We start from the raw sequence: 22421 nt of genomic DNA on the forward strand, positions 1-22421 counted from the left end.
ACCGCGTTCACCTTTCTTTACGCCGACCACAAGCCATGTTCACACCGGTGCCTCACCCTTGCGGCTTTCCGCTACCTGACCACACCCCACATCCATGACATCCCAGCTGCTGATGATTGAAGACGACGCCCGTCTGGCGAAGATGGTCGTGGAGTACCTCGGCCAATCGGGCTTCGAGGTGACCCATGCCGCCGATGGTGAAGCCGGCCTGGAGCAGCTGCAGCTCATCCAGCCCGAGCTGGTGATCCTGGACCTCATGATGCCGGGCATCGACGGGCTGGAAGTGTGCCGCCGCATCCGCGCGCTGCAGGGCGACGTGGCCCGTGTGCCGGTGCTCATGCTCACCGCCAAGGGCGACCCCATGGACCGCATCATCGGCCTGGAACTCGGCGCCGACGACTATTTGCCCAAACCCTTCGAGCCGCGCGAGCTGCTGGCCCGTGTGCGCGCGGTGCTGCGCCGCCGTGGCGAAACGGGCAGCGCCAGCGTGTCGCGCAGCACGCCGGTGATGCGCTTCGGCTCGCTCGATATCGACCGCGACGCGCGCACCGTGCAGGTGGCTGGCCAGGCGAGTGAACTCACGTCCTACCAGTTCGATTTGCTGGTGGCCATGGCAGAGCGTGCAGGCCGCGTGCTCACCCGAGACCAGATCATGGAAGCCGTGCGCGGGCGCGAACTCGAGGCTTTCGACCGCTCGATCGACGTGCACATCGGCCGCATCCGCAACGCCATCGAGGTCGACAGCAAAGACCCCAAACGCATCCTCACCGTGCGCGGCGTGGGCTACGTTTTTGCGAAGCAACAAGATTGAAGGCCTTCTTCGTCTCCAAGCTCTACCTGCGCATCTGGCTCGCGGTGGTCGCGGCCGTCATAGTGCTCACGCTGTCCGCAGGCTGGCTGTGGCAGCGGGCGCTGGATCAAGACCGGGCCGAGCGCGATGCACGCGTGACGCGCACGATCGTGATTCGCAATGCCGCGCTCGATGTGATCGGCGAAGCGCCCGCGCGCGCGGTGCGTGTTCCGGGTGGAGGTTGGGAGTTCGAGGTGGTGATGAACGATGGGCAGAAGCTGTTTGTGCTGCTGCCCCGCCCCAACCGACCCGAGAACAACCCGGGCCGCCGTGCCCCCGCCTGGTTGCAGACGCCGACCGGTTTTGCGTGGCTGCTGGGCTTTGTGGCCCTGGCTGTGGCGCTGGGCGCCTACCCCATCGTGCGGCGCCTGACCAAGCGGCTGGAGGGTTTGCAAAAGGGCGTGGAGCGCTGGGGCGATGGCGATCTGTCTACCCGCCTGCCGGTGCAGGGACAGGACGAGGTGGCGTTTCTGGCCGAACGTTTCAACGCCGCCGCCGAGCGCGTGCAGACGCTGGTGAAGTCGCACAAGTCCCTGTTGGCCAATGCTTCGCACGAACTGCGTTCGCCGCTGGCCCGCATCCGCATGGGGCTGGAGCTCTTGGGGCGCGACGGCGTGGGAGCGCAGCAGCGCAGCGAGATGGCGCGCAGCATCGACGAGCTGGACCAGCTCATCGACGAGATCCTGCTCGCGAGCCGCCTGGACCTGCGCGACGCCAGTGATGCGTCGACCCTGGGGCCCACCGAAGAGGTGGATCTGGTGGGCCTGGCGGCGGAAGAATGCGCGCGCACTGCGGCCGATCTGGAGATCGCGCCGGGCACGCCGCCGGTGCTGGCGCAAGGCCATGCCAAGCTGCTGCGCCGTGTGTTGCGCAACCTGCTGGAGAATGCACGGCGCTATGGACGTGCAGCAGGCAGCTCCGACGCACCCGGCGCCGAGGCCGATGTGCGCCTGCGGCTCTCGGTTGAACAAGGTGTGGCACCCACCGCGGTGTTGTGGGTGGAGGACCGCGGCCCGGGTGTGCCGGCCGCCTTGCGCGAACGCATCTTTGAAGCCTTCTACCGCCTGCCCGGCGCCAGCGAGCGAGAGGGTGGTGTGGGTCTGGGCCTGTCGCTGGTCAAGACCATCGTCGAGCGCCACGGTGGGCGCGTGCATTGCGAAGACCGACCCGGTGGCGGAGCCCGTTTCGTGGTCAGCCTGCCGCTCTGACTTTTTTGGTGAATATGACCTAAGCGCTGTGCTGCTTTCGTATTCGAAACCGAGCCAACTCCCCCAGATTGGGGATGGCCGAACGGTCATTCGCACAGCACAATGGGAACTGTTGCTGTCACAACATGTCGAAGAACAGACCCGGCAAAACCCACACGTCGCCCAGCGCGTTTGAAACTGGTCTCCCAACGACGTCCCTTCAAGGACTTTCAAAAGCCACCGCAAGGTGGCTTTTTTTTGCCAGCGCTCAATGCAGTTGCCGAGGGTGGGAGGCGGTCATGTTGTGCGCTCCTGTGGTGTGCACCCAGTCGACCACGTCGCCGGTGGGCTGATAGCCATGAACACAAGCTTGCAGCAAGGCACGGGCCGCCGGCACGTCCTGAGCCGACAGCGCCTGATCAAGCACCTGCAAGGTGTGTTCGAACTCGATCCAGGGCCTGAACGCTTCGCGCGCACGCAGGATGCGCGGGTGTTGCGTGGGCTGTGTGTCGTCGCCGATCAGCAACTCCTCGTACAGCTTCTCGCCGGGGCGCAAACCGGTCGTTTCGATGGCGATGTCGCCAGTGGGGTTCTGCTCGTTTTTCACCTGCAGGCCCGAGAGCTCGACCATGCGCTGCGCCAGGTCCATGATGCGCACCGGCTGGCCCATGTCGAGCACGAACACGTCGCCACCCTGTGCCATGGCGCCGGCCTGAATCACGAGCTGGGCGGCCTCAGGAATGGTCATGAAATAGCGGGTGATGTCGGGGTGGGTGAGTGTGATCGGTCCACCGTTCTTGATCTGCCGGCGGAACAGCGGCACGACCGAGCCGCTGGAGCCCAACACGTTGCCGAAGCGCACCATGGAAAACGTGGTGGCGCCCGGCTCGGCCGCCAGGGCTTGCAGCACCATCTCGGCCATGCGCTTGCTCGCACCCATGATGTTGGTCGGGCGCACGGCCTTGTCGGTACTGATGAGCACGAAATGGCTCACGCCCGCAGCCTGCGCACTGCGTGCGCACACCAGGGTGCCCCACACGTTGTTGCGCAATCCTTGCACCGGGTTGTGCTCCACCAGCGGCACGTGTTTGTAGGCGGCGGCGTGGTACACCGCGTGCGGTCGCCAAGTTTGCATGATCTGCGCCATGCGCTCGGCGTCTTGCACCGAGGCGAGCAGCGGCACCAACGTCACCGCCATGGGTGCGGCCGCGTCGCCTTCTTCCACATCCAGCGGATCGACCTGGCCCCCCACCAGCGCTGTGAGTTCGTGGTGGATCTGGTAAAGCGCGAACTCGGAGTTTTCCACCAGCAGCAGTGTGAGCGGCCGGCAGGCAGCGATCTGCCGGCAAAGTTCACTGCCGATGCTGCCGCCGGCACCGGTGACGAGCACCACCTTGTCGTGCACCAGCCGCTGAAGAAGCATCGCATCAGGCGTCACCGGCTCGCGGCCCAGCAGGTCTTCAATCTCCAGTTCACGCACGTCGTTCAGGCTCACCCGCCCCGCGGCCAGGTCCGACATGCCGGGCATGGTGCGCACCCGTACCGGCAGGTGTCGCAAGGACTCCAGCACCTGCAGGCGCCGCTGGTGGGTGACCGAGGGCAGCGCGAGCAGCAGATCGGTCACGCCCAATTCGGGGATGAGCCGGGGCAGCGCCGATGGCGGGTAGACCGTGCGACCGTCCAGGCTGTTGCCATGCAGTTGGGCGTCGTCGTCCAGAAAGCCCAGCAAGCGGTGCTCGGTACCACGGGCGAGTGCGCCAGCCAGTTGGCGGCCGGCTGCACCCGCGCCGTAAATCAACACGCCCGGCATTTCTTTTCGCTGGAGCACAGAGCGATAGAGGCCGCCGAGCCAGTAGCGCACCACCACCCGGCTGAAGCCTACAAAAGCCATCAACAAGAGCGGCTGGATCACACCGACCGTGCGTGGAATGCCCGGCACGCTGATCACTGTGAACAAGATGGCGTAAAAAAGGCCGTACAAGGTCATGGCCTGCATCAGGCTGACCATGGCGTTCCAGCCCGCGTACCGAAAGATGGCACGGTACAGGCCGAATCGGATGAAGAGCGGCAGCGCCATCAGCACCGAACCCGCCATGGCCCAGCCGTGCACGGGTTCCAGCCGCACCCAGTGCTCCAGCCGCAGGCACAAAGCCAGCCACACGGTGAGGACGCACAGCGCCACGTCCACGGAGAGCGCGACCAGACGCTTGGCCACACGTGGCATGTCCAGCAGCGTGGTCGCCGCAAATGTCTCCGAGTCCCTGTTGTTCATTGTTTTAGTGGGTCACGCCGTCGCGGCGCAACACCTTTACAAACGTCATCCACAAGATGCGAATGTCGAAAGTTAGAGTTTGACGGCGCAAGTACTCCGCGTCCAGCGCCACCTTCTGTGGAATCGGCAGTTCGTCGCGACCATTCACCTGTGCCCAGCCCGTCAAGCCCGGCACCAGTTCGTTCACGCCGTGCTCGGTGCGCAAGGCGATCAGGTCGTGCTGGTTGAACAGCGCGGGGCGAGGGCCCACAAAGCTCATGTCGCCCTTGATGATGCTCCACAGCTGGGGCAATTCGTCCAGGCTGCTCTTGCGCAAAAAGGAGCCGATGGGCGTGAGGTACTTTGCCGGGTCGGTCAGCAGGTGCGTGGCCACGGCGGGCGTGTCCACCCGCATGCTGCGGAACTTGGGCATCTTGAAGATCTGGTTGCGGCGACCGACGCGGTCGCTCCAGTACAGCGCGGGACCGGGCGACGTGAGCCGTACCGCCAGCGCTATGCTGGCCACGGGCATCAGCAACACCAGCGCCGCCGGGAGTGCCAGGGCCAGGTCAAAGAGGCGCTTGATCACGGAGCGAGCCCCGCCACCGCACGCCGCAGACCTTCGTCGACCGACAAGGGTGGAGTCCAGTTCAAGGTGTTGCGGGTGTGGTCGATGTCGACCTGGAGGTTGCCCAGCAGGCGCTGCGCCATGTCGCCTTTGCCCAGCAGGTTGGCTCCGAATTGAAGCAGTGAAGGCGGGACCGGGAAGAGACGGGCAGGCTTGTTCATGGCATGGCCCAAGCGGCGCAGCAGGTCGGTGGTTGACAAGTCTTCGCCGTCGCTGACCAGAAAGGTCTGGTTGGCGGCGGCGGGGTGGTCGACGCAGGTGATGAGCACGTCGACCAGGTTGTCCAGGGCGACGAAGCTGCGGCGGTTGTGGGTGACGCTGGCCAGCGGCAGGGGGATGCCGCGTTGAACGGCGCGCATCAGGGATGCGAAGTTGGCTTTGACGCCTGGGCCGTAGACCAGGGGCGGGCGGATGATGACGACTTCCATGCCGGTTTCTGCGGCGATTTGGCGCAAGCCTTGCTCGGCTTCCATTTTGGAGATGCCGTAGGGGTCCTGCGGGGCGGGGGCGTCGGTTGCTGTGAATGGCTGACCTGCTGCCGTGCACTCGCCGTTGACTTTGATGGAGCTCACGAAGACGAAGCGGCGTACTCCGACGGCGGCGGCCTGGCGGGCGAGGTGGAGTGTGCCAGCGGTGTTGGTCTGGCGAAACGCCGTTAGCGGGTCTGCCGAGGGGTCGTCCATGACGTGCACACGAGCAGCGAGGTGGAGGACCATCCGCACGCCCTCAAGCGCCGAAGCCCATGGTGTCTCCCCATCGATAGATGCGATCGACAGCCTGTCGGGACGCGCAGGCGCGTGTGCCGACGCGCGCGCGACTGCAAGAACCTCAAAGCCGCGGCCGCGGGCCTGATGGCAAAGCGTACGCCCGACGAAGCCGCCGGCACCAGTGATGAGCAGTGTCATCGGGGTTTCGCCTTGTGCGGGGATGCCGCAACCACTTCCGAAAAGAAGGCCAGTAGCCGATCCATCAGGCGGTCCCGGTCGAACTCGCCCTCGGCGTACTGGCGGCCACGTGTGCCCATGGCCAAGCGCTCTTCGGGGCTCATGCCTGCCATGCACTCGATGGCGCTCACCAAACCCTGTGCGTCGCCGGCAGGGCAGACCAGACCTGCTCCCGCCGCCTCGATGGCGCTTGCCCCCTCGCCATCGAGCATGCCCAGGATGGGCTTGCCGGCCAGCAGGTAGGACTGCACCTTGCCCGGTATCGTCATGCTGAAGGTCGGATCGGCTTTCAGCGAAGCGATGAGCGCGTCGGCGTGTGCGTAGAAAGACGGCATTCTCTCGACTGGAAAACGCCCCAGCAGCAGCACGCGCTCGTGCAGCTGTCGTCGCACTATTTCGCCCTTGACCCATTCGAAACGACGTCCATCGCCCACGATCAGCCATCGGACGCGTTCGTTGTGCCGTAGCATTTCGGCGGCATCCAGGATGGAAGGAAAGTCCTGGGCCTCTCCGATGTTTCCGGCGAAGAGAATGCTGAAGGTGTCGGTGGCCGTGGGCACTTCAGGCGCTCGTGCCCCATCGGCTTGCAGGAACAGGCTCTCCGCCCAGCTGGGAAAGTAGCGGACCTTCGAGCGGTCCCGGCAGTAGTGGCCGATGCTGTCGATAAAGGCCCGCGACTGCCCCAGTACCAGGGCGCAACGGTTGTAGATGAAGCTGACGAGGTGGCCCACCATTCGCAACACGCCAGGGGAACGCACGGCCCCGACCGCCGCCAAGGTCTCCGGCCATAGATCGAGCATCCACAGGACCACAGGAGCCCGCTTGAGTCGTCCGAGCAGGATGGCCGGGAGGCCGACCGTGATCGGTGACGGCTCGTACACGAAGATCACATCGGCGCGCAGGCCACGCAACAGCCACGGTCCCCAGAGGCAGCCACCTATCACGAAGCTCAGGTAGTTGAGCATCAGCCGAACCGCGCCCTGTGAGCGGGCCAGCATGGGTACGCGGTGTACCCGGGCGCCTTCATAGCGACTGAAGCGCTCGGGCTCGCGCGCGAACTCCTGAAAGACCTGCCCGTCCGGGTAGTTGGGCTTGCCCGTCAACACGGTGACGTAGTGCCCCCGGGCCACCCATTCCTTGACGAGATCGTTGATCCGAAAGTTCTCAGGCCAGAAATACTGGCTGACGACAAGAATCTTCACCTTGCGCCTAGCTCACTTCTTCCACACGACACGGTTTACATAGTCGGTATAGCTGTGAATGATGCGCACGACCTTGTCCGAGACGTTGGGCATGCTGTAGTCGGCCACGGGACCCACGAGGCGTGCATCACCGCGCGGCTGGGACTCCAGGATCGAAAGCGCCTGAAGCACCCGATCTAGCTCCAGGCCAACCATCATCGCGACCGCCTCTTCCATGCCTTCGGGTCTCTCGTGCGCCTCCCGGATATTCAGGGCCGGGAAATTCAGGATGGAGGCTTCTTCGGAGATTGTTCCACTGTCGGACAGCACGGCCTTCGCGTGCACCTGCAGGTGGTTGTAGTCCATGAAGCCCATGGGTTTCAGCAGCCGGACCTGAGCATGGAAGCGAGCCCCCATGGCATCTATCCGCTTCTGTGTCCTGGGGTGTGTCGACACGATCACGGGCAGCGCGTGGTGTTCTGCAACTCCATTGAGAGTCGCCACGAGCTTGCGGAAGTTCACCTCGGAATCCACATTCTCCTCGCGGTGTGCGCTTACCACGAAATAGCGCGCCTTCTCAAGTCCAAGGCGCTGAAGCACGTCCGACGCATCGATAAATGATCGATAGTGGGTAAGTACCTCGTACATCGGACTCCCGGTCTTGATGACCAGATCGGGCGGAAGTCCTTCACGGAGCAAGTATTCGCGCGCGATTGAACTGTAGGTCAGGTTGACGTCGGCGGTGTGGTCCACGATGCGCCGATTGGTTTCTTCCGGAACGCGCTGATCGAAGCACCGATTACCTGCTTCCATGTGGAAGATGGGGATCTTGCGCTTCTTGGCTGGAATCACCGAAAGGCAGCTGTTCGTGTCGCCGAGCACCAGCATCGCATCGGGCTGCGCTTGCGCCAGGACGCGGTCCACCGCAATGATCAGGTTGCCAATGGTTTCGGCCGCGCCAGACGAGTTGACCGCGCTACCGAGAAAATGGTCTGGCTTGCGCACCCCAAGATCATCAAAGAAAACCTGGTTGAGCTCGTAGTCGTAGTTCTGGCCGGTGTGTACCAGCACATGCTCGCAATGTTCATCCAGGCGCGCGAGCACTCGCGAAAGGCGGATGATTTCTGGACGCGTCCCTAGCACGGTCATGACCTTGAGTCTCTTCAGCGGCATTTCAATTCTTTCCATGCATGTCAGATCAGATGGGGCAGTCATAGGTATCCGGGCGGACTCGGTCGAATATTTCGTTGGCCCACAGCATGACCACCAGCTCGTCCGGCCCGGTATTCGTGATGTCGTGCGTCCACCCCGGTACTGTCTCGACCACCTGGGGCTCTTGACCCGTGGTCACGAGTTGATGCGTCTGCCCGGTTTGCATGTGGCGGAAGCGGAAGAGCGCTTGGCCCTTGATGACCAGAAATTTTTCAGTTTTGCTGTGATGGTAATGCCCGCCGCGTGTGACCCCGGGATGCGCCGTGAAGAAAGAAAACTGGCCGCAATCCGGCGTCTTGAGCATCTCTACGAAAACGCCCCGCCTGTCAACGTGGCTGGAGATCCCATAGGCAAACGCCTCCACGGGCAGGTAGCTCACATAAGTCGCGTAGAGCGCGCGAATCAGGCCGGTGCCGACCCGCTCGGTCAGCAGCGTTTCGCGGCTGGCGCGAAACGCCTGAAGGAGCTGTGCGAGCTCACCCACCGACGTGGTGTATTGGGGTTGAACGCATGAGAAGCCGTCCGGCCCGATCATGGGCTCAGCGCCATCCATAATCTGAACGAAACGGTTGACCACGTCATCGACGTACACCAGCGACAGGGGGGCTTGCGGATTGTGGACCTCGATCGGCAGGCCTCTTGCGATGTTGTGGCAGAACGTCGCCACCGCGGAGTTGTAGTGGGGCCGGCCCCATTTGCCGAAGACATTGGGCAGCCGAAACACGTGCACAGGCACCAGCGGATGTCGTCCCGTCGAAGCCAGTGCTGCTTCCGCCTCACGCTTGCTAAGCCCATACGGATTGTCTTGGACTGCCTGCGTCGAGGAGGTGTGAAGGATCGGGATCTTTCGGTTCTCGGCCTTTGCGACGGCGGTCACCGCGGCGCACAAGGCTTTCGTCAGATCGGCGTTGCCGGTCGTGAACTCGGCGGGGTCTTGCGGGCGGTTGACACCCGCGAGATGAAAAACGAAGTCCACGCCCCCGAGCATGTTGACCAACTGCCTGGGCTCATTGCCCCGGTGGTAGCAGACCACTTCCGTGTCCCTGCGCTCCCGCAGGAAAAGCTGCAGATTCTTGCCAATGAAGCCGTTGGCGCCGGTGATCAGCACCTTCATGAACTCAGTCCTCCGCGACAGCGGCTTCTCCGCGGACGATGCGTTGTATGAAATCCAGCTTGAGCAGCAGCGATGTCATGCCTGCCACGTCCAGACGCGTTGTGTTGTGCGAGTTGTAGTCTTCCCCGTGCGTGCTTTGTGTGAGGCGCCGCTCGCCCTCTTCCACGAACTTGGCGTAATTCAGGTCGCGGGCGTCCGGTGGTACGCGAAAGTAGTCGCCCATGTCCTCGGCGCAGGCCATTTCCTCGCGTCCCAGCAAGGTTTCGTACAGCTTCTCACCGTGGCGGGTCCCGATTTCATGCACCGGGTGTTCCGGTCGCTTCAGCAGTTCCAGCATGGCTTGCGTGAGCACTTCAACCGTGGCCGCTGGCGCCTTTTGCACGAAGATGTCCCCGTTGCGCCCGTTGTTGAATGCATAAAGAACCAGGTCCACCGCGTCCTCGAGCGTCATCATGAAGCGGGTCATGCTCGGATCGGTGATGGTGATGGCCTTGCCGGCCAGCACCTGTTCGACGAACAGCGGTATGACCGAGCCACGGGACGCCATGACATTACCGTAGCGGGTCCCACAGATCACCGTGTCACTGCTCTCAAGGTTGCGGCTGGTGGCCACCATGACCTTCTCCATCATGGCCTTGCTGATGCCCATGGCGTTGATGGGGTAGACCGCTTTGTCCGTGCTGAGGCACACCACGCGCTGAACGCCGGCCGAGATAGCCGCCTCCAGAACATTTTCGGTACCCATCACGTTGGTCATCACCGCCTGCATGGGGTGGAACTCGCAGGAAGGCACCTGCTTGAGGGCCGCTGCGTGGAAAACGAAGTCAACGCCTCGCATGGCGGCGGCCACGCTGTTACGGTCTCGCACATCGCCGATGTAGAACTTCAGCTTCGGATGCGCGAAGCGTTTGCGCATGTCGTCCTGCTTTTTCTCATCGCGGCTGAAGATGCGGATTTCAGCGATGTCTGTGCTCAGAAAACGTTTGAGCACCGCGCCGCCGAAGGAACCAGTACCCCCCGTGATCAGCATCCTTTTTTGAGCGAACTCTTTCAATTTCAAACTGCCTTCACGACTTTTTTGAGCAATTGCTTGAGTGATTGCGGCAGCAACCGCTGCACCAACCGCTGTGATTTGATTTTGAGAGCGGGCTTCATGCCTGCGGAAAAACCAGGCCTCAGCGCCCGTACTTCACGCAGCAGGGCGGTCAAAGCCTTCTCGTACGCTGCGTAGACCTGTTCAGGCTCAGGGCCCATGGTGGTGTAGGCACCAGAGAGGCGATCGAAGCCGCCATTAGACAGCAACTGGAACTGGTGAAAGTGGTAGAAGACCAGCGGGGTGCCCTCCACGGTGGGTGTGCCCAGACCGTCCCGACCAAACCGGTATTGCCCAAAGTTCCAGGGTGCTACCCCTGCACCAAGGTGTTGGAGGATGTGGAGGTTCTTGTACTCTTGCGGCCACTTGTCCAGGTACTTCTGGTCGCCCATGCGGTCGTCTTCCAGCCGGTGAAAACACCATTCGATGCATTGATCCCGCCAATGCGCAAGGCATGCCATGCCTTCCTCGTCTCGTCGGAAGCTCACCCACTCCACACAAAAGCGGCCGTTGATCACGTGGTGCTGCAGCGCAGGGGTAAATCGGTGCTCGATGATCGCGATCGACGATGAGCCGATTTCGTCAAACAGCGGGTCCAAAGTCGAGAAGAAGTACAGGTCGGCGTCTAGGTACGTGATGAAGTCGATGTCCCGGTTCTGCTGCAGCACGTGCCATGGAAGGCAGGGTGAAAGTGTCCAGCAGTACTCGGCCATGACTCGCCCGGGCTTGACCGCGAGTAGCGCTTCGTCCTCGACGGTCGACAGAGGCAAGCAGGTGATGTGGGGCAGGTTCAACTGCTGCAGCAGGCCTTGAACCTGGTTGTCCATGCACAACACGTGTACGTGGGCATCCGGACAGTGCTCGAGCAGTGTGCGCAGCATGACCACACCCTTGAGGAGGTAGTTGCTGTCAAAGAGGGTGCAAAAGTGCCGCATCGTCAATGTTGTTTCTTTTGGCACACGTATGTCCGTGTGGCACTGCCCACCCCCTGAACCACATTCTCGTCCAGCGTGTGGGTGCCGAGGAGTTGCAGGCCGCAACGATCCATCAGGGCTAGAAACTCCGGCTCATTGAAATGGATCTCGACAGTCTCAACGCCATAGGCCAACTTGCGGAAGTATTTGTTAGGCTGCCCGACCAAGACGGGTGTCCGGTGAAAAATGGCGTACCTGCTGGACACCCGGGAGGTTTCAGCCACCGCCGTGGCGTACTCGGGAATGTGCAACAGACAGCAGCCGGAGATGACGACCTCGAAAGCCGCATCCTTGTAGTTCAGTTGGGTTGCATCCTGAACGTCGAAACCGACAGCGGGATAGCGTTGTCGCGCCATCGCGATGAAGCCCTCGGAATAGTCACAGCCTCGATACGTGGCGTTGATGCCTGCAATTTGCAGCACCTCGTTGTAGTAGCCGCTGGAGCAGCCGATTTCGAGAAGACTCAAGGGATATTGATGGTCATCCTGCAATCCCCGCACAGCACCTGCCAGAACATCAAAGACGTCGATCTTTGTGCCGCGACGGTATTCGGCCAGTTGCCGATCGACGAGTTCGCGCTGCCGAGCGGGTAGGTCATTGTCCTGCCACGCCGATCTAAGCCGTGACGATTCTCGGTTGGCTTCATCGTCGTCAAGCTCCACATAGTGGCTGGACACGCCACGAGCAGGCAGCATCCGCCGGAGCGCCGCCTTGACGCGGGGAAATCGGTTGATGAGGGTACGGAGCTGTCTCTTCATGCGGGTCGACCTCCCAAGTGACGCTCGAGCAGCGGTGCGAGCTCAATCATGCGGTGTTGGTAGGTGTGCTCGCGCAAGGTGCGAGCCTGCCCCGCCCTGGCGATGGCCTGGGCTTCCTCTGGGTGCGCAATGTAGTGCCTGATCAACTCGGCCGCTTCTTCGGGGCTGTTGTAGGCAACCACTTCCTTGCCGATTTCGAACAACTCACCCAGGTTGTCCTTGCGGTCGGTGATCAACAACGAGCCGACCCCTGTGGCCTCGTACAGGCGCATGTTATTGGCGAAATTTTCGGCCACGTTGATGTGCCGATTCAAGGTGACGCGACTTCGTGCCAGTGCCCGGTACATGTCGAGCCCCCAAACCTCGCCGTGATGCCGCGCGACGATCGGTGACTTGCGGCTCAGACTGCCAGCCCCGTAACCAAAGAACTCGATTGGGGTGTTGCGAGCCAGGGACTCAAGCATGGGCAGCGCCTTGCCATGATGGCGGCTGATACCCCCCACGAAGCTGGCGTCTATGTCGGGTGTCACAGGACCGAGCAACTCCAGGATCCGCGTGTCAAAGCCGATGCGGAAGTATTCAGACGCTATGCCCATAGCTCGCAGCCTCGGCACCAAGTGCGGGAATGATGTGGTGATCAGGTCGAAGCCTTGCAGGTACGGTGTCGGCGGCAGAGGGCTGGCGATCTGACCGACGATCAAACGCGCAAATGGGCGCAACTCGGCCAGCTTCTGCGGTGGCAGGAACCACAGGTCCTGGCAGTACAGCACGTCGGGGCGCATGGCCTTGATCTGCTCGACGGCGATCTCGACCAGCCCGGGCAGGGCCGATATCCAAGGTCCGATGCCAGGCAACCGGAGAAGACGGGAAGGCACTCGCAGCGCCATTTCGCTGTAGTGGACTTGGTTCTCGTGCGCCCATGCTCTTTGCAGCGGCTTGCAGTTGACCACGAGATCTTGCGCCTCGTGGCCCATGGCCTTCAGGTGGCGTGAATAGAAGTCCGATGTACCGAACACTTGGTCCATCAAGCGCTTCCGTTGTTCCGCGAAGGGCTGGGCGGCCAGTCCTTCTTCTCTCTCGTAGTGGGTCGAAAGAAATCGCGGGTAGTAGGTATCGAGTAAAAGGATACGCATGTTCAGGCCGCAGGAGGTGTGAGCTGCGCCTCGCTTCGCACAGGCAGGCCAATGGTCAGGACTTGGTCGGCCAGAGCGGCAATTTCCGGGTCGTGGGTGATGAAGATGATGATCCCATCGCGCATGCGCGAACGCAGCTTCGCGACCACCTCAACGCGTGTCGCGGGATCAAGTGCGCTGGTGGCTTCGTCCAGTATGAGAAGGTCTGGTTGTCGCACCAGGGCACGCGCGATTCCGAGACGCTGGCGCTGCCCTCCCGAGAAGTTCTCGCCCAGGTAGCTCAGGCGAGTGTCCAGACCATGCTCCAGCTTATCGACCATGTCGCGCAGGTTGACCGTATCAAGCGCTGCGTGCAGGACTTCTTCACTCGCGTCCGCACCAAGCAACAGGTTCTCTCGTACGGTACTGGAAAAGATCTTGGGTTGCTGCTCCACCAACATGAAGCGCGCACGCGCGACCCCAAGGGGTATTTGGTCGGCGTTCACCTGGATGCGGCCGCTGTCTGGTGTGCTCAGCCCCAGAAGGATGTCTGCAAGCGTGGATTTCCCCGCGCCAGAGGGACCGATGATGGCGTAGGTGTGGCTGGCTTCGAAGCGGAAGTTCACGTGGTCCAGCACCCGACCACGGTCGCCATAGCCGAAAGTCACGTCATGCAAGTCCAGCGAATGCACACGGGTGCCGGTCGGTACCGGCGGTAAGGACTGTGTTTCCTGCGCCATCTCAACCAGGGTGCCGATGTCCTTGACGGCGCGGATGTCGGTGAGCAGCTGGGAGCCGGCCGTCACCATTTGCCCCAGCGACGCAAACACGCGGATCACGATGAGCGTTCCGGCGAACAGCGCAGCGTCCGACATGTCGACTTGGGTACCAGGGCGCAAGACCACGACCGCCGCCAACAGCAGCACGATGGGAGGAAAGGTCTTGACCCCTGTCTTGACAGCATCGAGTTGCACCAGCATGCGGATGTAGGCGTGAATCTGTGCGGCATAGGCGGCGATCACGAAGCGTTCGCCGTGCAGGGAGCGGATGGAGCGCAAGCTGTTGAGTGCTTCCACAAAGGTGGTGCCAAGTTCGCGAGACAGTTGCACGGCGAAGGCGTTCACCCGAAGCACGTGGCGCATAAGCAGACCCACTGCGAGCAGGCTGAGTGCTAGGAACGCCACAACGCCGGCAAAGGCCGGAGGCGAGAACTGATACAGCACGATCATGCCTACCACGGCCGTGAAGAACCCCACGGCCGATTGCAGCAGGGAAGTGATGATGGTTCCGCTTTTGAACGTGTCATCGCCGGCCATCGTGATGTAGTGCCCCACTGAGCGTGTGTACACGCGCCCCATGGGCTCCAGCAAGAGTAGGTGGCTGAAAACCTTTCCACTGAGTGTCTCGTGCACTTGTTTTCCCAGCCAGGTGGTCAGCACCGAAAGCAGATAGCCCAGCAGCAGCCTGCCCATCATCACCACGAAGAACAGCCACAGCCATGTCCTAGTGACCGGCTCCAGTCCCATCCAAAGGGCCGCTTTCGTCCACAAGGCCGTCACAGTCGAGGTGGCCGCCGCCTGCCCGGGCGCCATCGGGATCATCAGGCTGGTGGCCACGTACTCAAGCATCAACACCAAGAATGTGAGAGCCAGCACCAAGTAGAACGTTCGGAAGCGGCGCGCAACAAAGCCCAGATATCCACTGATCTGGCGGGCCAGTTTCCAAGCAGGGCGAATCTTTTCAGCCATCAAGTCGACGTCGCCAGCAGAGCGAGCAATTCGTCCAGGCGGCAGCCTTGTTGCTGGAGCAGGCTTCTGACACCTTCGTCTCGTTCCAGCATTGACAGCGCTTCTTCAAAGAACAGGTAGGTCAGGTAGAACGCCAGCAGGGCGGTTCTGAACTCCACGGGAAGGCCCGCCACAACATCCTGGCGCAAGGCAAAGACCGCATCGCATTCGTTGAGATAGGTATTGAGTTGCGGCTTGCCCTTGCCGGACTTCGGCGCGGGGATGGGTTTGATATGCAGCAACTCGAAACCCTGGGACTCCATGTACTGGCAGGCCTGCCAGAATTTTCCAGAGCCCTTCATGACCGGTTGCGCCAGCATGGTGGACTCCATCTCGACACCCACGATCCGATGGGTATCAAAAAGGGATTGAGCGCCTTGCAGGATGGAGAGCTCGGTTCCCTGGGTGTCCAGCTTGACAAACACAGGAGCAGTGGGCGAGTGACCTTCCAGCGCCTTCACGAGCGTGATGGTGTCGATGGAACGTTCCGTGACGGGAAAGAAGTACTCAAGCCGTTTCACACGGTGCTGCATCGACACCGGAATCTCAGGTGGCAGCAAGCTGCTGCCCGTGTCGACATTGGTGACATACAGGGTTTGCGTGCCACCGTCGCGGCTGAGACCCGTGGTGCAGGCCGAGACCTTGCAAGGCCAGGCCCATGACTTCAGGTACGCGAGGTTGTCCTTGTTCGGTTCAACGGCAATCCATTGCGTGCGCGGGGAATTCAGCAGCGTGAGCCACTTCACATGCGGGTAGAACGACGCGCCAACGTCGACGCAAACAACCTCAGGCAGGTGAGGACTCAGCAGGCGGGCCACTTGATGTGGCAATGTCCGCTGCCGCAGCGAGTTCTTCAAAGAAGTAGGGATCAGTTGGCGCATGGCCAGCATCAAACTCATGAAAACATCCTTTTTGCCTTCGAGATCACGCGCTCGGTCAGCGTCACGTCTGAAAAAATGACCTGTAGCGCCACTCGCTCGCCGGCCTCCATCAAGCCGCCTCGATGCAGCAACCGCGCGCCGTCAAACGCGATGAATGTGCCGGCGGGGCCGGTCATCTTGCGTTCTGCCTTGACCAATTGCGCTTCGGCTTCGCTGCCCGGCAGCACATCCCACCCCAAGTGGGAGTTGAACCTCAGTGCCTCCGGCAGTCGCATGAAATGCCGCCGGAAGTTCTCCGAGTTCATCGACTGATGGTATTGCTTTGAATAGTGTTGCTTCAAAAGAGAGTCGGGACGCGTGCCCACCACGCCGACGACTCGACCAATCAGTTCCTGCAGTGGATTCAGTTGCATCGCTTCGTACGCGCCCGGATAGCAGCCGGTGGGGCCGTTCGTCTCGCTCACGTCGCTCAGGTAGACGATGGCCTTGGGACACGAAATCGTTTCGTCCAAGTGGGCATACAGCGTCGCAGGCGGACGATCCAACCCCTCGATCGCATTGCGCCACCACGTGGCTTGCGGCACGCTGAGCTCAAGCGCTAGCCCAAAAACCTGGGTCTTGCGGCCGGTGTAGGCGCTCACGGCATCCAGAACCCCGAGCGCGCGAAACTCCCGATTCAAGATCGAGCGGATCGCACGCACCGGGGCTCCAGCACTGACCGACAAGTCATCGCGTTTTACTTGGCCCGCAGCGGCGTTGGCACGGAAACGCTCAACGTCGCTGCTGGCGAGTTGGCGCAGTTCTTCGACGGCACCACACCGGAGCTGGCCGAAGAAATGGCGTTCAAGCTGCAGACGAACTGCGGCCTGCACAGCAGCGCGGTCGTCCAGCCGGGCCAACCCCGCCTGTGTCGGGCGGGCATACCAATCGAACTCCTCGTTCAGCAGCCTGCCGCATTCGGCGCCGAGTTCTGTCAGGAAATGGTTCTCGGGTTCGTCGGCACACTGTGCGTGCAGGGCGGCAAAAACCGCTGCCAATGAACGCTGACAATCTTGACGAAACAGCTCACGGCTCTTGCGGGACAAGGTGGCGCCGATGTGCTGAGTGGCAATATAGATCTCGTTGAATGCTGTCAGCTGTTCGTCGGGGGCTTTCCAACTTGGCACACTAAATGTGAATGCTGGATGCTTGCTGTAGCTTGACTGCATTGAAGTTACTAAGGGCGGCATTGGCAGCTTTCATAGGTAGGTAGCAACTCGCCATGCCTACGTTGGTTTGAGAGTTGTCGCATAGAGTGCCAAGTACACAAAAGAGACATTGATAGCGGTAAACATCAGGTCTGGGTGCAGCATGGCCATGATGAGATAAACGAACTGAATCAGTATTGCGCCTCGATATGCTTCTGTCTGAAGGGGCCGTCTGAAAATCGGTAGCATGACGAGTGCGGTAAGTGTTGCAAAACCGGTGATTCCGAATTCACCTAGAGTTTTCAGCAATACATTGTGTACCTCGACAATTCCAAGTTCCGGATATGTGGGGGCCCAGCCTACAAATTGACCGAGTCCAACCCCTAAAACATAATCCTTAAAATTCATATCGGAAAATGCGGTTGTTATTATGCTGAGTCTATAACTCGAGATTGCATCCAACCTCTCAAAGAAGCTCCCGCTGCTAACTACATTGCGAAGAACGTCAAGATTTTCCTGCGGAGCTAGGATGGCATAGTTGCTAGAGATTAATTGAGTGACCAGAAATAACCAAGCAAAGGAGATGATTGCACCTCGAATTCGAGTTTTTGTGTATGCAAAAGAAAGAATTATTAATAAGGATCCAAGCAATCCAGTTCTTCCGCCAGTTAGGCTTTGCAGTATGAAAACTGGAGTGGTCAAAACAAGCGCAAAGAAAAGGAGCCTAAACCCACTACACTCTTTGTTGTAGATTGAAATCAATAAAAGAGCAACAATTTGCACAAGCCAGATGCTGAAATTAACGCGACTGTTTCCAAAGCCATTAAGCAAATTTTCTGAGAATTGCGTCGTCAGTGACAGCGCAATTATCATACAAATGAAGAGCAAGGTGGTTTTAGAATAAAACCAATTGCGAATGTTTTCGCCTGAGCATGGGTTTTTATTCGGCTGTTGGCGTAAAAATGTTACAAATAAAAAAGCAAACACTGCTTGGGCCAATCTTCGAACGTAACTGTCTGCTGGTTCTTGAAATTTTATCCAGAAAACTGCATTCAGAGCTCCCCAAATAACGCACAATGCCAAAAAGCTATCTGGTTTCACAAGTCGCCAGTCCACAGCAGCAATGAGCAGGCCAATTAATGCGACAAGCAAAACATTCTTACTGATGAGCAGGATGGAATTGATTTCAATGTAGCCCAATGAAATCTGATAAAGCCAGGAAGTGTAAAAAACCAATCCGAATAAAAAAAGAAATCGTTTGCTTGCGATTTTTCGAAGCGTGAGCGTGGCGTTAGTTAGCATTCTTTGCGTTTTCGTTTCATTGATGAATGGCGGGCACTAGATCCTCATCTGTCCTGTCACGTCGAATGCTTCAAATGCGCTGTAAACTGGTTAAATGCCTTAAGATTGGTCAATTTTTTGAATGCATCCAGAACGTTGTCTTTCGATACTCTTTCAAGATTGCATGCCTTCCAAAACTCGACAAAGGCGTGCCGCAGTTTTTGTCTATTTTCATCGCCATAAATATTGTGCATGTAGTAAAAGGCCAGCGCTTCGCGCTGCATTTCATCTTTGGAGCCTGGCAGTAACGCTGGTGTTTTAAGCATGGCTTGATAATCCACCACCGAATGAGCGGTACGGCAGAACTCAAATGTGTGGTGCGGATGACGCGCGCAGCCAATGCTGGGAATGCCGAGGTAGGCCAACTCATGGGCGACCGTGCCATACACCGTTACTCCGCAAGCGATGCCCGCCTTTGCCAGTTGAACATTGCTGATTCCCTGCGGCAGCCATTGAAGTTCAGGGTACTTCCTTCGCAGACGACTGAGGGCTTCATCGCTTAACGCAATCTGATTCGGGTGCGGTTTGAGAAAGAAGGGGGTGCCTGCGGTTTGAAGCACATCAATCGTGCAGCAAATCCAGCGCCAAAAATCGTCAAATACCAGATCCGGGTAGACATGCGGGCTGTCGTAGAAGTCATGGAGAAAGACAACCACTGCCCCGGCAAGTCCAGGCGGCAGTTCCGCGCCGGATTGACCATAGGCAGACTTGCGCATGTAGCTGGTGGCTGCATCAATTCCACCGGAAAGCCGCAATTCCAGTTGTTCGCGCGCAAGCTCCAGTTTTTCTGCTTGTCCATCGAGCGACTCGAAAGTAGAGCGATACCCTGAGAAATCGGACGTGTGAAAGCTGTTCTCCAGAGACAACTTTTTGCCGAACTGGTTCAGGTTGCCAAAAGACCAGACAGGCACACCCGCATTCAGAGCGGCACGAGCAGGTATGCCGTGTTCCAGGTAGGTGGTGTAGGATGTCAGGTAGACGGCCGGCTTTCGCTGATTGAAATAGGCATTGGCGCGACGAACATCCTTCAAGGTTTGCCAAATCAGGCGGCGCACAAAGGGATCGTGAACATCGAATTCGGGCGAAGGTTTGAACCGCAGGTAAGAGTCCACCAGCAGGTCGCCCACCTCGATGCCTTCCACAGTCAGCGAAACTGGCTCAGGGGAGGTTCGAAGCCGTTTCCAGTGTTGCGTTGCCTGCAACCAGTCGCGCAGGCTCTGCAGTGGACTGCCCGCATCCGCGCAGCGGTAAGCAACACCATCGAAAAGGCCACCGTAGGCCCGCACCCAAGGCTGGGTTGCAAGCCAGGCAACTGGGGCGGAGCGCTTCACTTCGGCCATCCATCCGGTGCCAACCGCGCCGCTGACGGCTCTCACCACCACCAGTTCGGCGCGCATGTTGGGCAGGCGGGCGCGCAAAGCTCCAAACAGAAGGAAATAAAACTTGTCCGGCACCGACTGGACTGCAATGTGGCCAGAGGACGCGGGTTGAGTCGCCAGGTCCATCAGCCCCTTGAAAGATCCCGGATGCACTCCGGGATCTTTTGGATAGCGAGAGAAGAGCGAACGCAGCTTGCCGATCATGCTTCGCCGCTCTTGGGTATGGCGCGTTTTCCATCACTTCGCAGCGAAGTGAACAGATAGTCTTGGCCTGAAGGCTTTTCAACGAACGCGTAACCGTGTCCTTCCAAGTAGTTGTTCAGCCGCGCGAAATCTCGGCACTCAATCAACAAATACTTGAAGCGAAAGCGCTCGTGATCAATCCCTTTGAGCACTTCGAGTTCAGCGCCCTCCACATCGAGCGAAAGAAAATCAACCAGAGCTGGCGCGGAAGCGGTGAGCAAGAGGTCGTTCAAGGTGCGCGCCACAGCGCCAAACTCAAACACCATCTCCTGATCGCGCAGAAAGCGTTCCCCCAATTTGGCATGCGCCACGGGGTCGGTGATGTCCGACTCGAGGTTGACAGGGGCGGACATCAGGTTGGAATAGGCAATTCGAACGAACTCCTGTTCGTACTCGAAGGAAACGCACGCTGCGCAAAAAACGCGACTTCGTGTGGCGCGATTCTTTCGGCACTTCAAGAAATTGTGTGGCGTCGGCTCGACCAGCAGGCCACGCCATCCGCGGTGCTTTTCGAAGTACAGACTGTTGGATTGCGTCACGCCATCGTTGGCCCCAAGCTCGACGAAGTAGCCGTTGTCGTAGTCAACATACTTCTCCAGCTTGCGATCCAGTTCGTTGAGACTGTGGTATTTCCCACGGCGAAGTCTTGTCCAGACCCGTTTGAGCAGATGAAGCAACATTATTTAAAGGGTCTGACCAGATGAATTGCCGTTGTGCTGGACGATCATGTCCCACGTCACTGGCGTGCCGCGCTTGATGGCGTGTGATGCAGGCCTGCCAATGAAGTGGTCCAGATGCTTCGGGGCCAGCCCATAGCCAGGACGGATCGAGCGCAGGTTGTCGTCGGTGAACGCTTCACCAGATGCAACGTCTTTGACGATGTAAAGCGATCGCCGGAACATCGCATTTCCCTGTTCGCTGGACTTACGTCCATAGTCGACATGTCCCAGCGACTGCCACGCGGTGCGGGCACCAGTACAAAGTTCTTTGAGACCAGCGGGCTCCAGTGAAAAGCTGTCATCCGGTCCACCGCCGGAGCGATCCAGCGTGAAGTGTTTTTCGATAATTCGTGCGCCCAAGGCCACGCTGGTGATGGCTGTGGTGTTGTCCAGTGTGTGGTCTGACAACCCGATGACCGTACCAAACCGGCGTGCCATGTCCGGGATGGTCTGCAGGTTGTAGTCCTCGGCTGGGGCGGGGTAGCCGCTGACACAGTGCAAGAGTGCCAACTGTGTGCAACCGCCCTCCCTCGCAGCATCCACTGCCTCCTGAATTTCTTCGGCATCAGCCATGCCCGTGGAAATGATCATTGGCTTTCGCGTGCCTGCCACGTACTTGATCAGGGGCAAATCAACGGCTTCGAAGGACGCAATCTTGTAAGCGGGTGCGCCCAGATTCTCCAGCAGATCGACGGCGGTCCGATCGAACGGTGAACTGAAAATGGTGATGCCCTCACTTTTGGCATGTTCAAAAAGCGGGGCGTGCCAGTTCCAAGGCATATGCGCTTGTTCATAGAGGTCGTACAAGGTGCGCCCATCCCAAAGGCCGCCCCGGATCCTGAACTGTTCCGAGTCAACATCAATGGTGATGGTGTCCGGCCGGTAGGTCTGGAGCTTGACGGCATCGGCACCAGCCAGCTTGGCTGCACTGATGATTCGCAAGGCGTTGTCGAGCTTGCCATTGTGGTTGGCAGACATTTCCGCAATCACGTACGGAGGTGCATCACTGGAGATACGCCTTTCGGCGATGGCGATTTGTGGTGGGCAGGTCATGGATTCAGTCATTAGTAGTAAGGTTCGGCAGGTCAACGCCAAGCCACTCATGGTCCAGGAGTCCGAAACAGTGGACGTCGTGAAATGCTTCGCCGTCAAAGTGTTGCTCGCGCAAAACTCCTTCGGGTTTGAATCCGAGGGCTAGGTGCATGCTGATCGACCGGCTGTTCTTCGCCAACGCTTGGCCGCAGACCTTGTGAAGTCTGAGGTTGTGAAAGGCGTGGTCGAGCGTTGCGCCTCCGAGCCGTTTTCCACTTCCGAGAGGTGCGGCCGGAGACAGGTAGAAGCCCCAGTTGGCTGCCGTGCGGGCCGCAATTAGCGAAAGGTGCGCGTAGCCTTGTGGCTCCCCGCCGGTCTCGAAAATCAACACATGCTGGAGGTCGTCCTTGGACGCAGCGGCAAACCAACGGAGGTGCTCCTCGATCGAAATCTCGTGCTGGGTGAACATGTGAGCCCGGACCTGGGGATGGTTGCGCCAGCCCAGCACCAGTTCGAGGTCACGCTCCGTCATGCGGCGAACGGTCCCT

General features: G+C 59.7%; 20 protein-coding genes. 2 read left to right on the forward strand and 18 right to left on the reverse strand.

Features of this window, described 5'->3' with window-relative positions; genetic code table 11:
- The first annotated feature begins 94 nt into the window (after positions 1-94).
- Positions 95-811 (forward strand): response regulator, encoded by a 717-nt coding sequence (locus tag BSY239_RS21020; protein ID WP_069048527.1) that lies wholly within the window; start codon positions 95-97, stop codon positions 809-811.
- Positions 808-2058, forward strand: coding sequence for a HAMP domain-containing sensor histidine kinase (locus tag BSY239_RS21025; RefSeq protein ID WP_069048528.1), 1251 nt, complete (start codon positions 808-810; stop codon positions 2056-2058). Before BSY239_RS21020 ends, BSY239_RS21025 begins: the two co-directional genes overlap by 4 nt.
- Before the next feature lie 247 nt (positions 2059-2305).
- On the opposite strand, the gene BSY239_RS21030 is transcribed toward BSY239_RS21025, so the two are convergent.
- Genes BSY239_RS21030 through pseH form a run of 18 tightly spaced genes read right to left on the reverse strand, consistent with a single transcriptional unit; the run spans position 2306 to position 22405 of the window.
- Positions 2306-4309 carry a polysaccharide biosynthesis protein gene (locus tag BSY239_RS21030; protein WP_069048529.1) on the reverse strand — a complete coding sequence of 668 codons (2004 nt, stop codon included), beginning with the start codon at positions 4307-4309 and terminating at the stop codon, positions 2306-2308.
- 4 nt (positions 4310-4313) lie between these two features.
- Positions 4314-4874 (reverse strand): sugar transferase, encoded by a 561-nt coding sequence (locus BSY239_RS21035; RefSeq protein ID WP_069049138.1) that lies wholly within the window; start codon positions 4872-4874, stop codon positions 4314-4316.
- Positions 4874-5821, reverse strand: a complete 948-nt coding sequence (locus BSY239_RS21040) for a UDP-glucose 4-epimerase family protein (RefSeq protein WP_083240110.1) — start codon at positions 5819-5821, stop codon at positions 4874-4876. The genes BSY239_RS21035 and BSY239_RS21040 overlap by 1 nt, the downstream gene beginning before the upstream one ends.
- A complete protein-coding gene (locus BSY239_RS21045) occupies positions 5818-7062 on the reverse strand; it encodes a glycosyltransferase family 4 protein (RefSeq protein ID WP_069048531.1) in 1245 nt (414 codons plus the stop codon). Before BSY239_RS21045 ends, BSY239_RS21040 begins: the two co-directional genes overlap by 4 nt.
- Positions 7063-7074: 12 nt before the next feature.
- A complete protein-coding gene (gene wecB / locus BSY239_RS21050; protein ID WP_069049139.1) occupies positions 7075-8208 on the reverse strand; it encodes a non-hydrolyzing UDP-N-acetylglucosamine 2-epimerase in 1134 nt (377 codons plus the stop codon).
- 31 nt (positions 8209-8239) lie between these two features.
- A complete protein-coding gene (gene wbjC, locus BSY239_RS21055) occupies positions 8240-9367 on the reverse strand; it encodes a UDP-2-acetamido-2,6-beta-L-arabino-hexul-4-ose reductase (protein WP_069048532.1) in 1128 nt (375 codons plus the stop codon).
- A gap of 4 nt (positions 9368-9371) precedes the next feature.
- Positions 9372-10397, reverse strand: a complete 1026-nt coding sequence (locus BSY239_RS21060) for a polysaccharide biosynthesis protein (RefSeq protein WP_069048533.1) — start codon at positions 10395-10397, stop codon at positions 9372-9374.
- Between the two features lie 26 nt (positions 10398-10423).
- Positions 10424-11341: a hypothetical protein gene (locus tag BSY239_RS21065; RefSeq protein WP_216637491.1), complete on the reverse strand. Its 918-nt coding sequence runs from the start codon at positions 11339-11341 to the stop codon at positions 10424-10426.
- A 56-nt stretch (positions 11342-11397) separates the two neighbouring features.
- Positions 11398-12192, reverse strand: a complete 795-nt coding sequence (locus BSY239_RS21070; protein ID WP_069048535.1) for a class I SAM-dependent methyltransferase — start codon at positions 12190-12192, stop codon at positions 11398-11400.
- Positions 12189-13325 carry a CgeB family protein gene (locus tag BSY239_RS21075; protein WP_069048536.1) on the reverse strand — a complete coding sequence of 379 codons (1137 nt, stop codon included), beginning with the start codon at positions 13323-13325 and terminating at the stop codon, positions 12189-12191. The genes BSY239_RS21070 and BSY239_RS21075 overlap by 4 nt, the downstream gene beginning before the upstream one ends.
- 2 nt (positions 13326-13327) lie before the next feature.
- The gene (locus BSY239_RS21080; protein ID WP_069048537.1) at positions 13328-15052 is read right to left on the reverse strand and encodes an ATP-binding cassette domain-containing protein; all 1725 of its coding nucleotides are present in this window, start codon (positions 15050-15052) and stop codon (positions 13328-13330) included.
- Positions 15052-15990 (reverse strand): FkbM family methyltransferase, encoded by a 939-nt coding sequence (locus BSY239_RS21085; protein WP_083240111.1) that lies wholly within the window; start codon positions 15988-15990, stop codon positions 15052-15054. The genes BSY239_RS21080 and BSY239_RS21085 overlap by 1 nt, the downstream gene beginning before the upstream one ends.
- The gene (locus tag BSY239_RS21090; RefSeq protein ID WP_069048539.1) at positions 15987-17180 is read right to left on the reverse strand and encodes a hypothetical protein; all 1194 of its coding nucleotides are present in this window, start codon (positions 17178-17180) and stop codon (positions 15987-15989) included. Before BSY239_RS21090 ends, BSY239_RS21085 begins: the two co-directional genes overlap by 4 nt.
- A gap of 57 nt (positions 17181-17237) precedes the next feature.
- A complete protein-coding gene (locus BSY239_RS22545) occupies positions 17238-18461 on the reverse strand; it encodes a hypothetical protein (RefSeq protein WP_156775554.1) in 1224 nt (407 codons plus the stop codon).
- Between the two features lie 56 nt (positions 18462-18517).
- Positions 18518-20083: a hypothetical protein gene (locus BSY239_RS21095; protein WP_156775555.1), complete on the reverse strand. Its 1566-nt coding sequence runs from the start codon at positions 20081-20083 to the stop codon at positions 18518-18520.
- Positions 20080-20802, reverse strand: a complete 723-nt coding sequence (locus BSY239_RS21100; protein WP_156775556.1) for an FkbM family methyltransferase — start codon at positions 20800-20802, stop codon at positions 20080-20082. Before BSY239_RS21100 ends, BSY239_RS21095 begins: the two co-directional genes overlap by 4 nt.
- Before the next feature lie 3 nt (positions 20803-20805).
- Complete coding sequence (gene pseI, locus BSY239_RS21105; protein ID WP_069049141.1) at positions 20806-21894, reverse strand: pseudaminic acid synthase; 1089 nt, start codon at positions 21892-21894, stop codon at positions 20806-20808.
- Between the two features lie 4 nt (positions 21895-21898).
- Positions 21899-22405 (reverse strand): UDP-4-amino-4,6-dideoxy-N-acetyl-beta-L-altrosamine N-acetyltransferase, encoded by a 507-nt coding sequence (gene pseH / locus BSY239_RS21110; protein WP_069048541.1) that lies wholly within the window; start codon positions 22403-22405, stop codon positions 21899-21901.
- Positions 22406-22421 lie beyond the last annotated feature (16 nt).

This window comes from Hydrogenophaga sp. RAC07 (genome assembly GCF_001713375.1).
Classification (GTDB): Bacteria; Pseudomonadota; Gammaproteobacteria; order Burkholderiales; family Burkholderiaceae_C; genus Hydrogenophaga.

Coding starts and splice junctions, on each gene's coding strand:
- BSY239_RS21070 (WP_069048535.1), bottom strand. CDS start 12,192: ATGAAGAGACAGCTCCGTACCCTCATCAACCGATTTCCCCGCGTCAAG.
- BSY239_RS21095 (WP_156775555.1), bottom strand. CDS start 20,083: ATGATCGGCAAGCTGCGTTCGCTCTTCTCTCGCTATCCAAAAGATCCC.
- wbjC (WP_069048532.1), bottom strand. CDS start 9,367: ATGAAGGTGCTGATCACCGGCGCCAACGGCTTCATTGGCAAGAATCTG.
- BSY239_RS21085 (WP_083240111.1), bottom strand. CDS start 15,990: ATGAGTTTGATGCTGGCCATGCGCCAACTGATCCCTACTTCTTTGAAG.
- pseI (WP_069049141.1), bottom strand. CDS start 21,894: ATGACCTGCCCACCACAAATCGCCATCGCCGAAAGGCGTATCTCCAGT.
- BSY239_RS21100 (WP_156775556.1), bottom strand. CDS start 20,802: ATGTTGCTTCATCTGCTCAAACGGGTCTGGACAAGACTTCGCCGTGGG.
- BSY239_RS21080 (WP_069048537.1), bottom strand. CDS start 15,052: ATGGCTGAAAAGATTCGCCCTGCTTGGAAACTGGCCCGCCAGATCAGT.
- BSY239_RS21090 (WP_069048539.1), bottom strand. CDS start 17,180: ATGCAGTCAAGCTACAGCAAGCATCCAGCATTCACATTTAGTGTGCCA.
- BSY239_RS21030 (WP_069048529.1), bottom strand. CDS start 4,309: ATGAACAACAGGGACTCGGAGACATTTGCGGCGACCACGCTGCTGGAC.
- BSY239_RS22545 (WP_156775554.1), bottom strand. CDS start 18,461: ATGCTAACTAACGCCACGCTCACGCTTCGAAAAATCGCAAGCAAACGA.
- BSY239_RS21065 (WP_216637491.1), bottom strand. CDS start 11,341: ATGCTGCGCACACTGCTCGAGCACTGTCCGGATGCCCACGTACACGTG.
- pseH (WP_069048541.1), bottom strand. CDS start 22,405: ATGACGGAGCGTGACCTCGAACTGGTGCTGGGCTGGCGCAACCATCCC.
- BSY239_RS21020 (WP_069048527.1), top strand. CDS start 95: ATGACATCCCAGCTGCTGATGATTGAAGACGACGCCCGTCTGGCGAAG.
- BSY239_RS21060 (WP_069048533.1), bottom strand. CDS start 10,397: ATGCTGATCACGGGGGGTACTGGTTCCTTCGGCGGCGCGGTGCTCAAA.
- BSY239_RS21075 (WP_069048536.1), bottom strand. CDS start 13,325: ATGCGTATCCTTTTACTCGATACCTACTACCCGCGATTTCTTTCGACC.
- BSY239_RS21040 (WP_083240110.1), bottom strand. CDS start 5,821: ATGACACTGCTCATCACTGGTGCCGGCGGCTTCGTCGGGCGTACGCTT.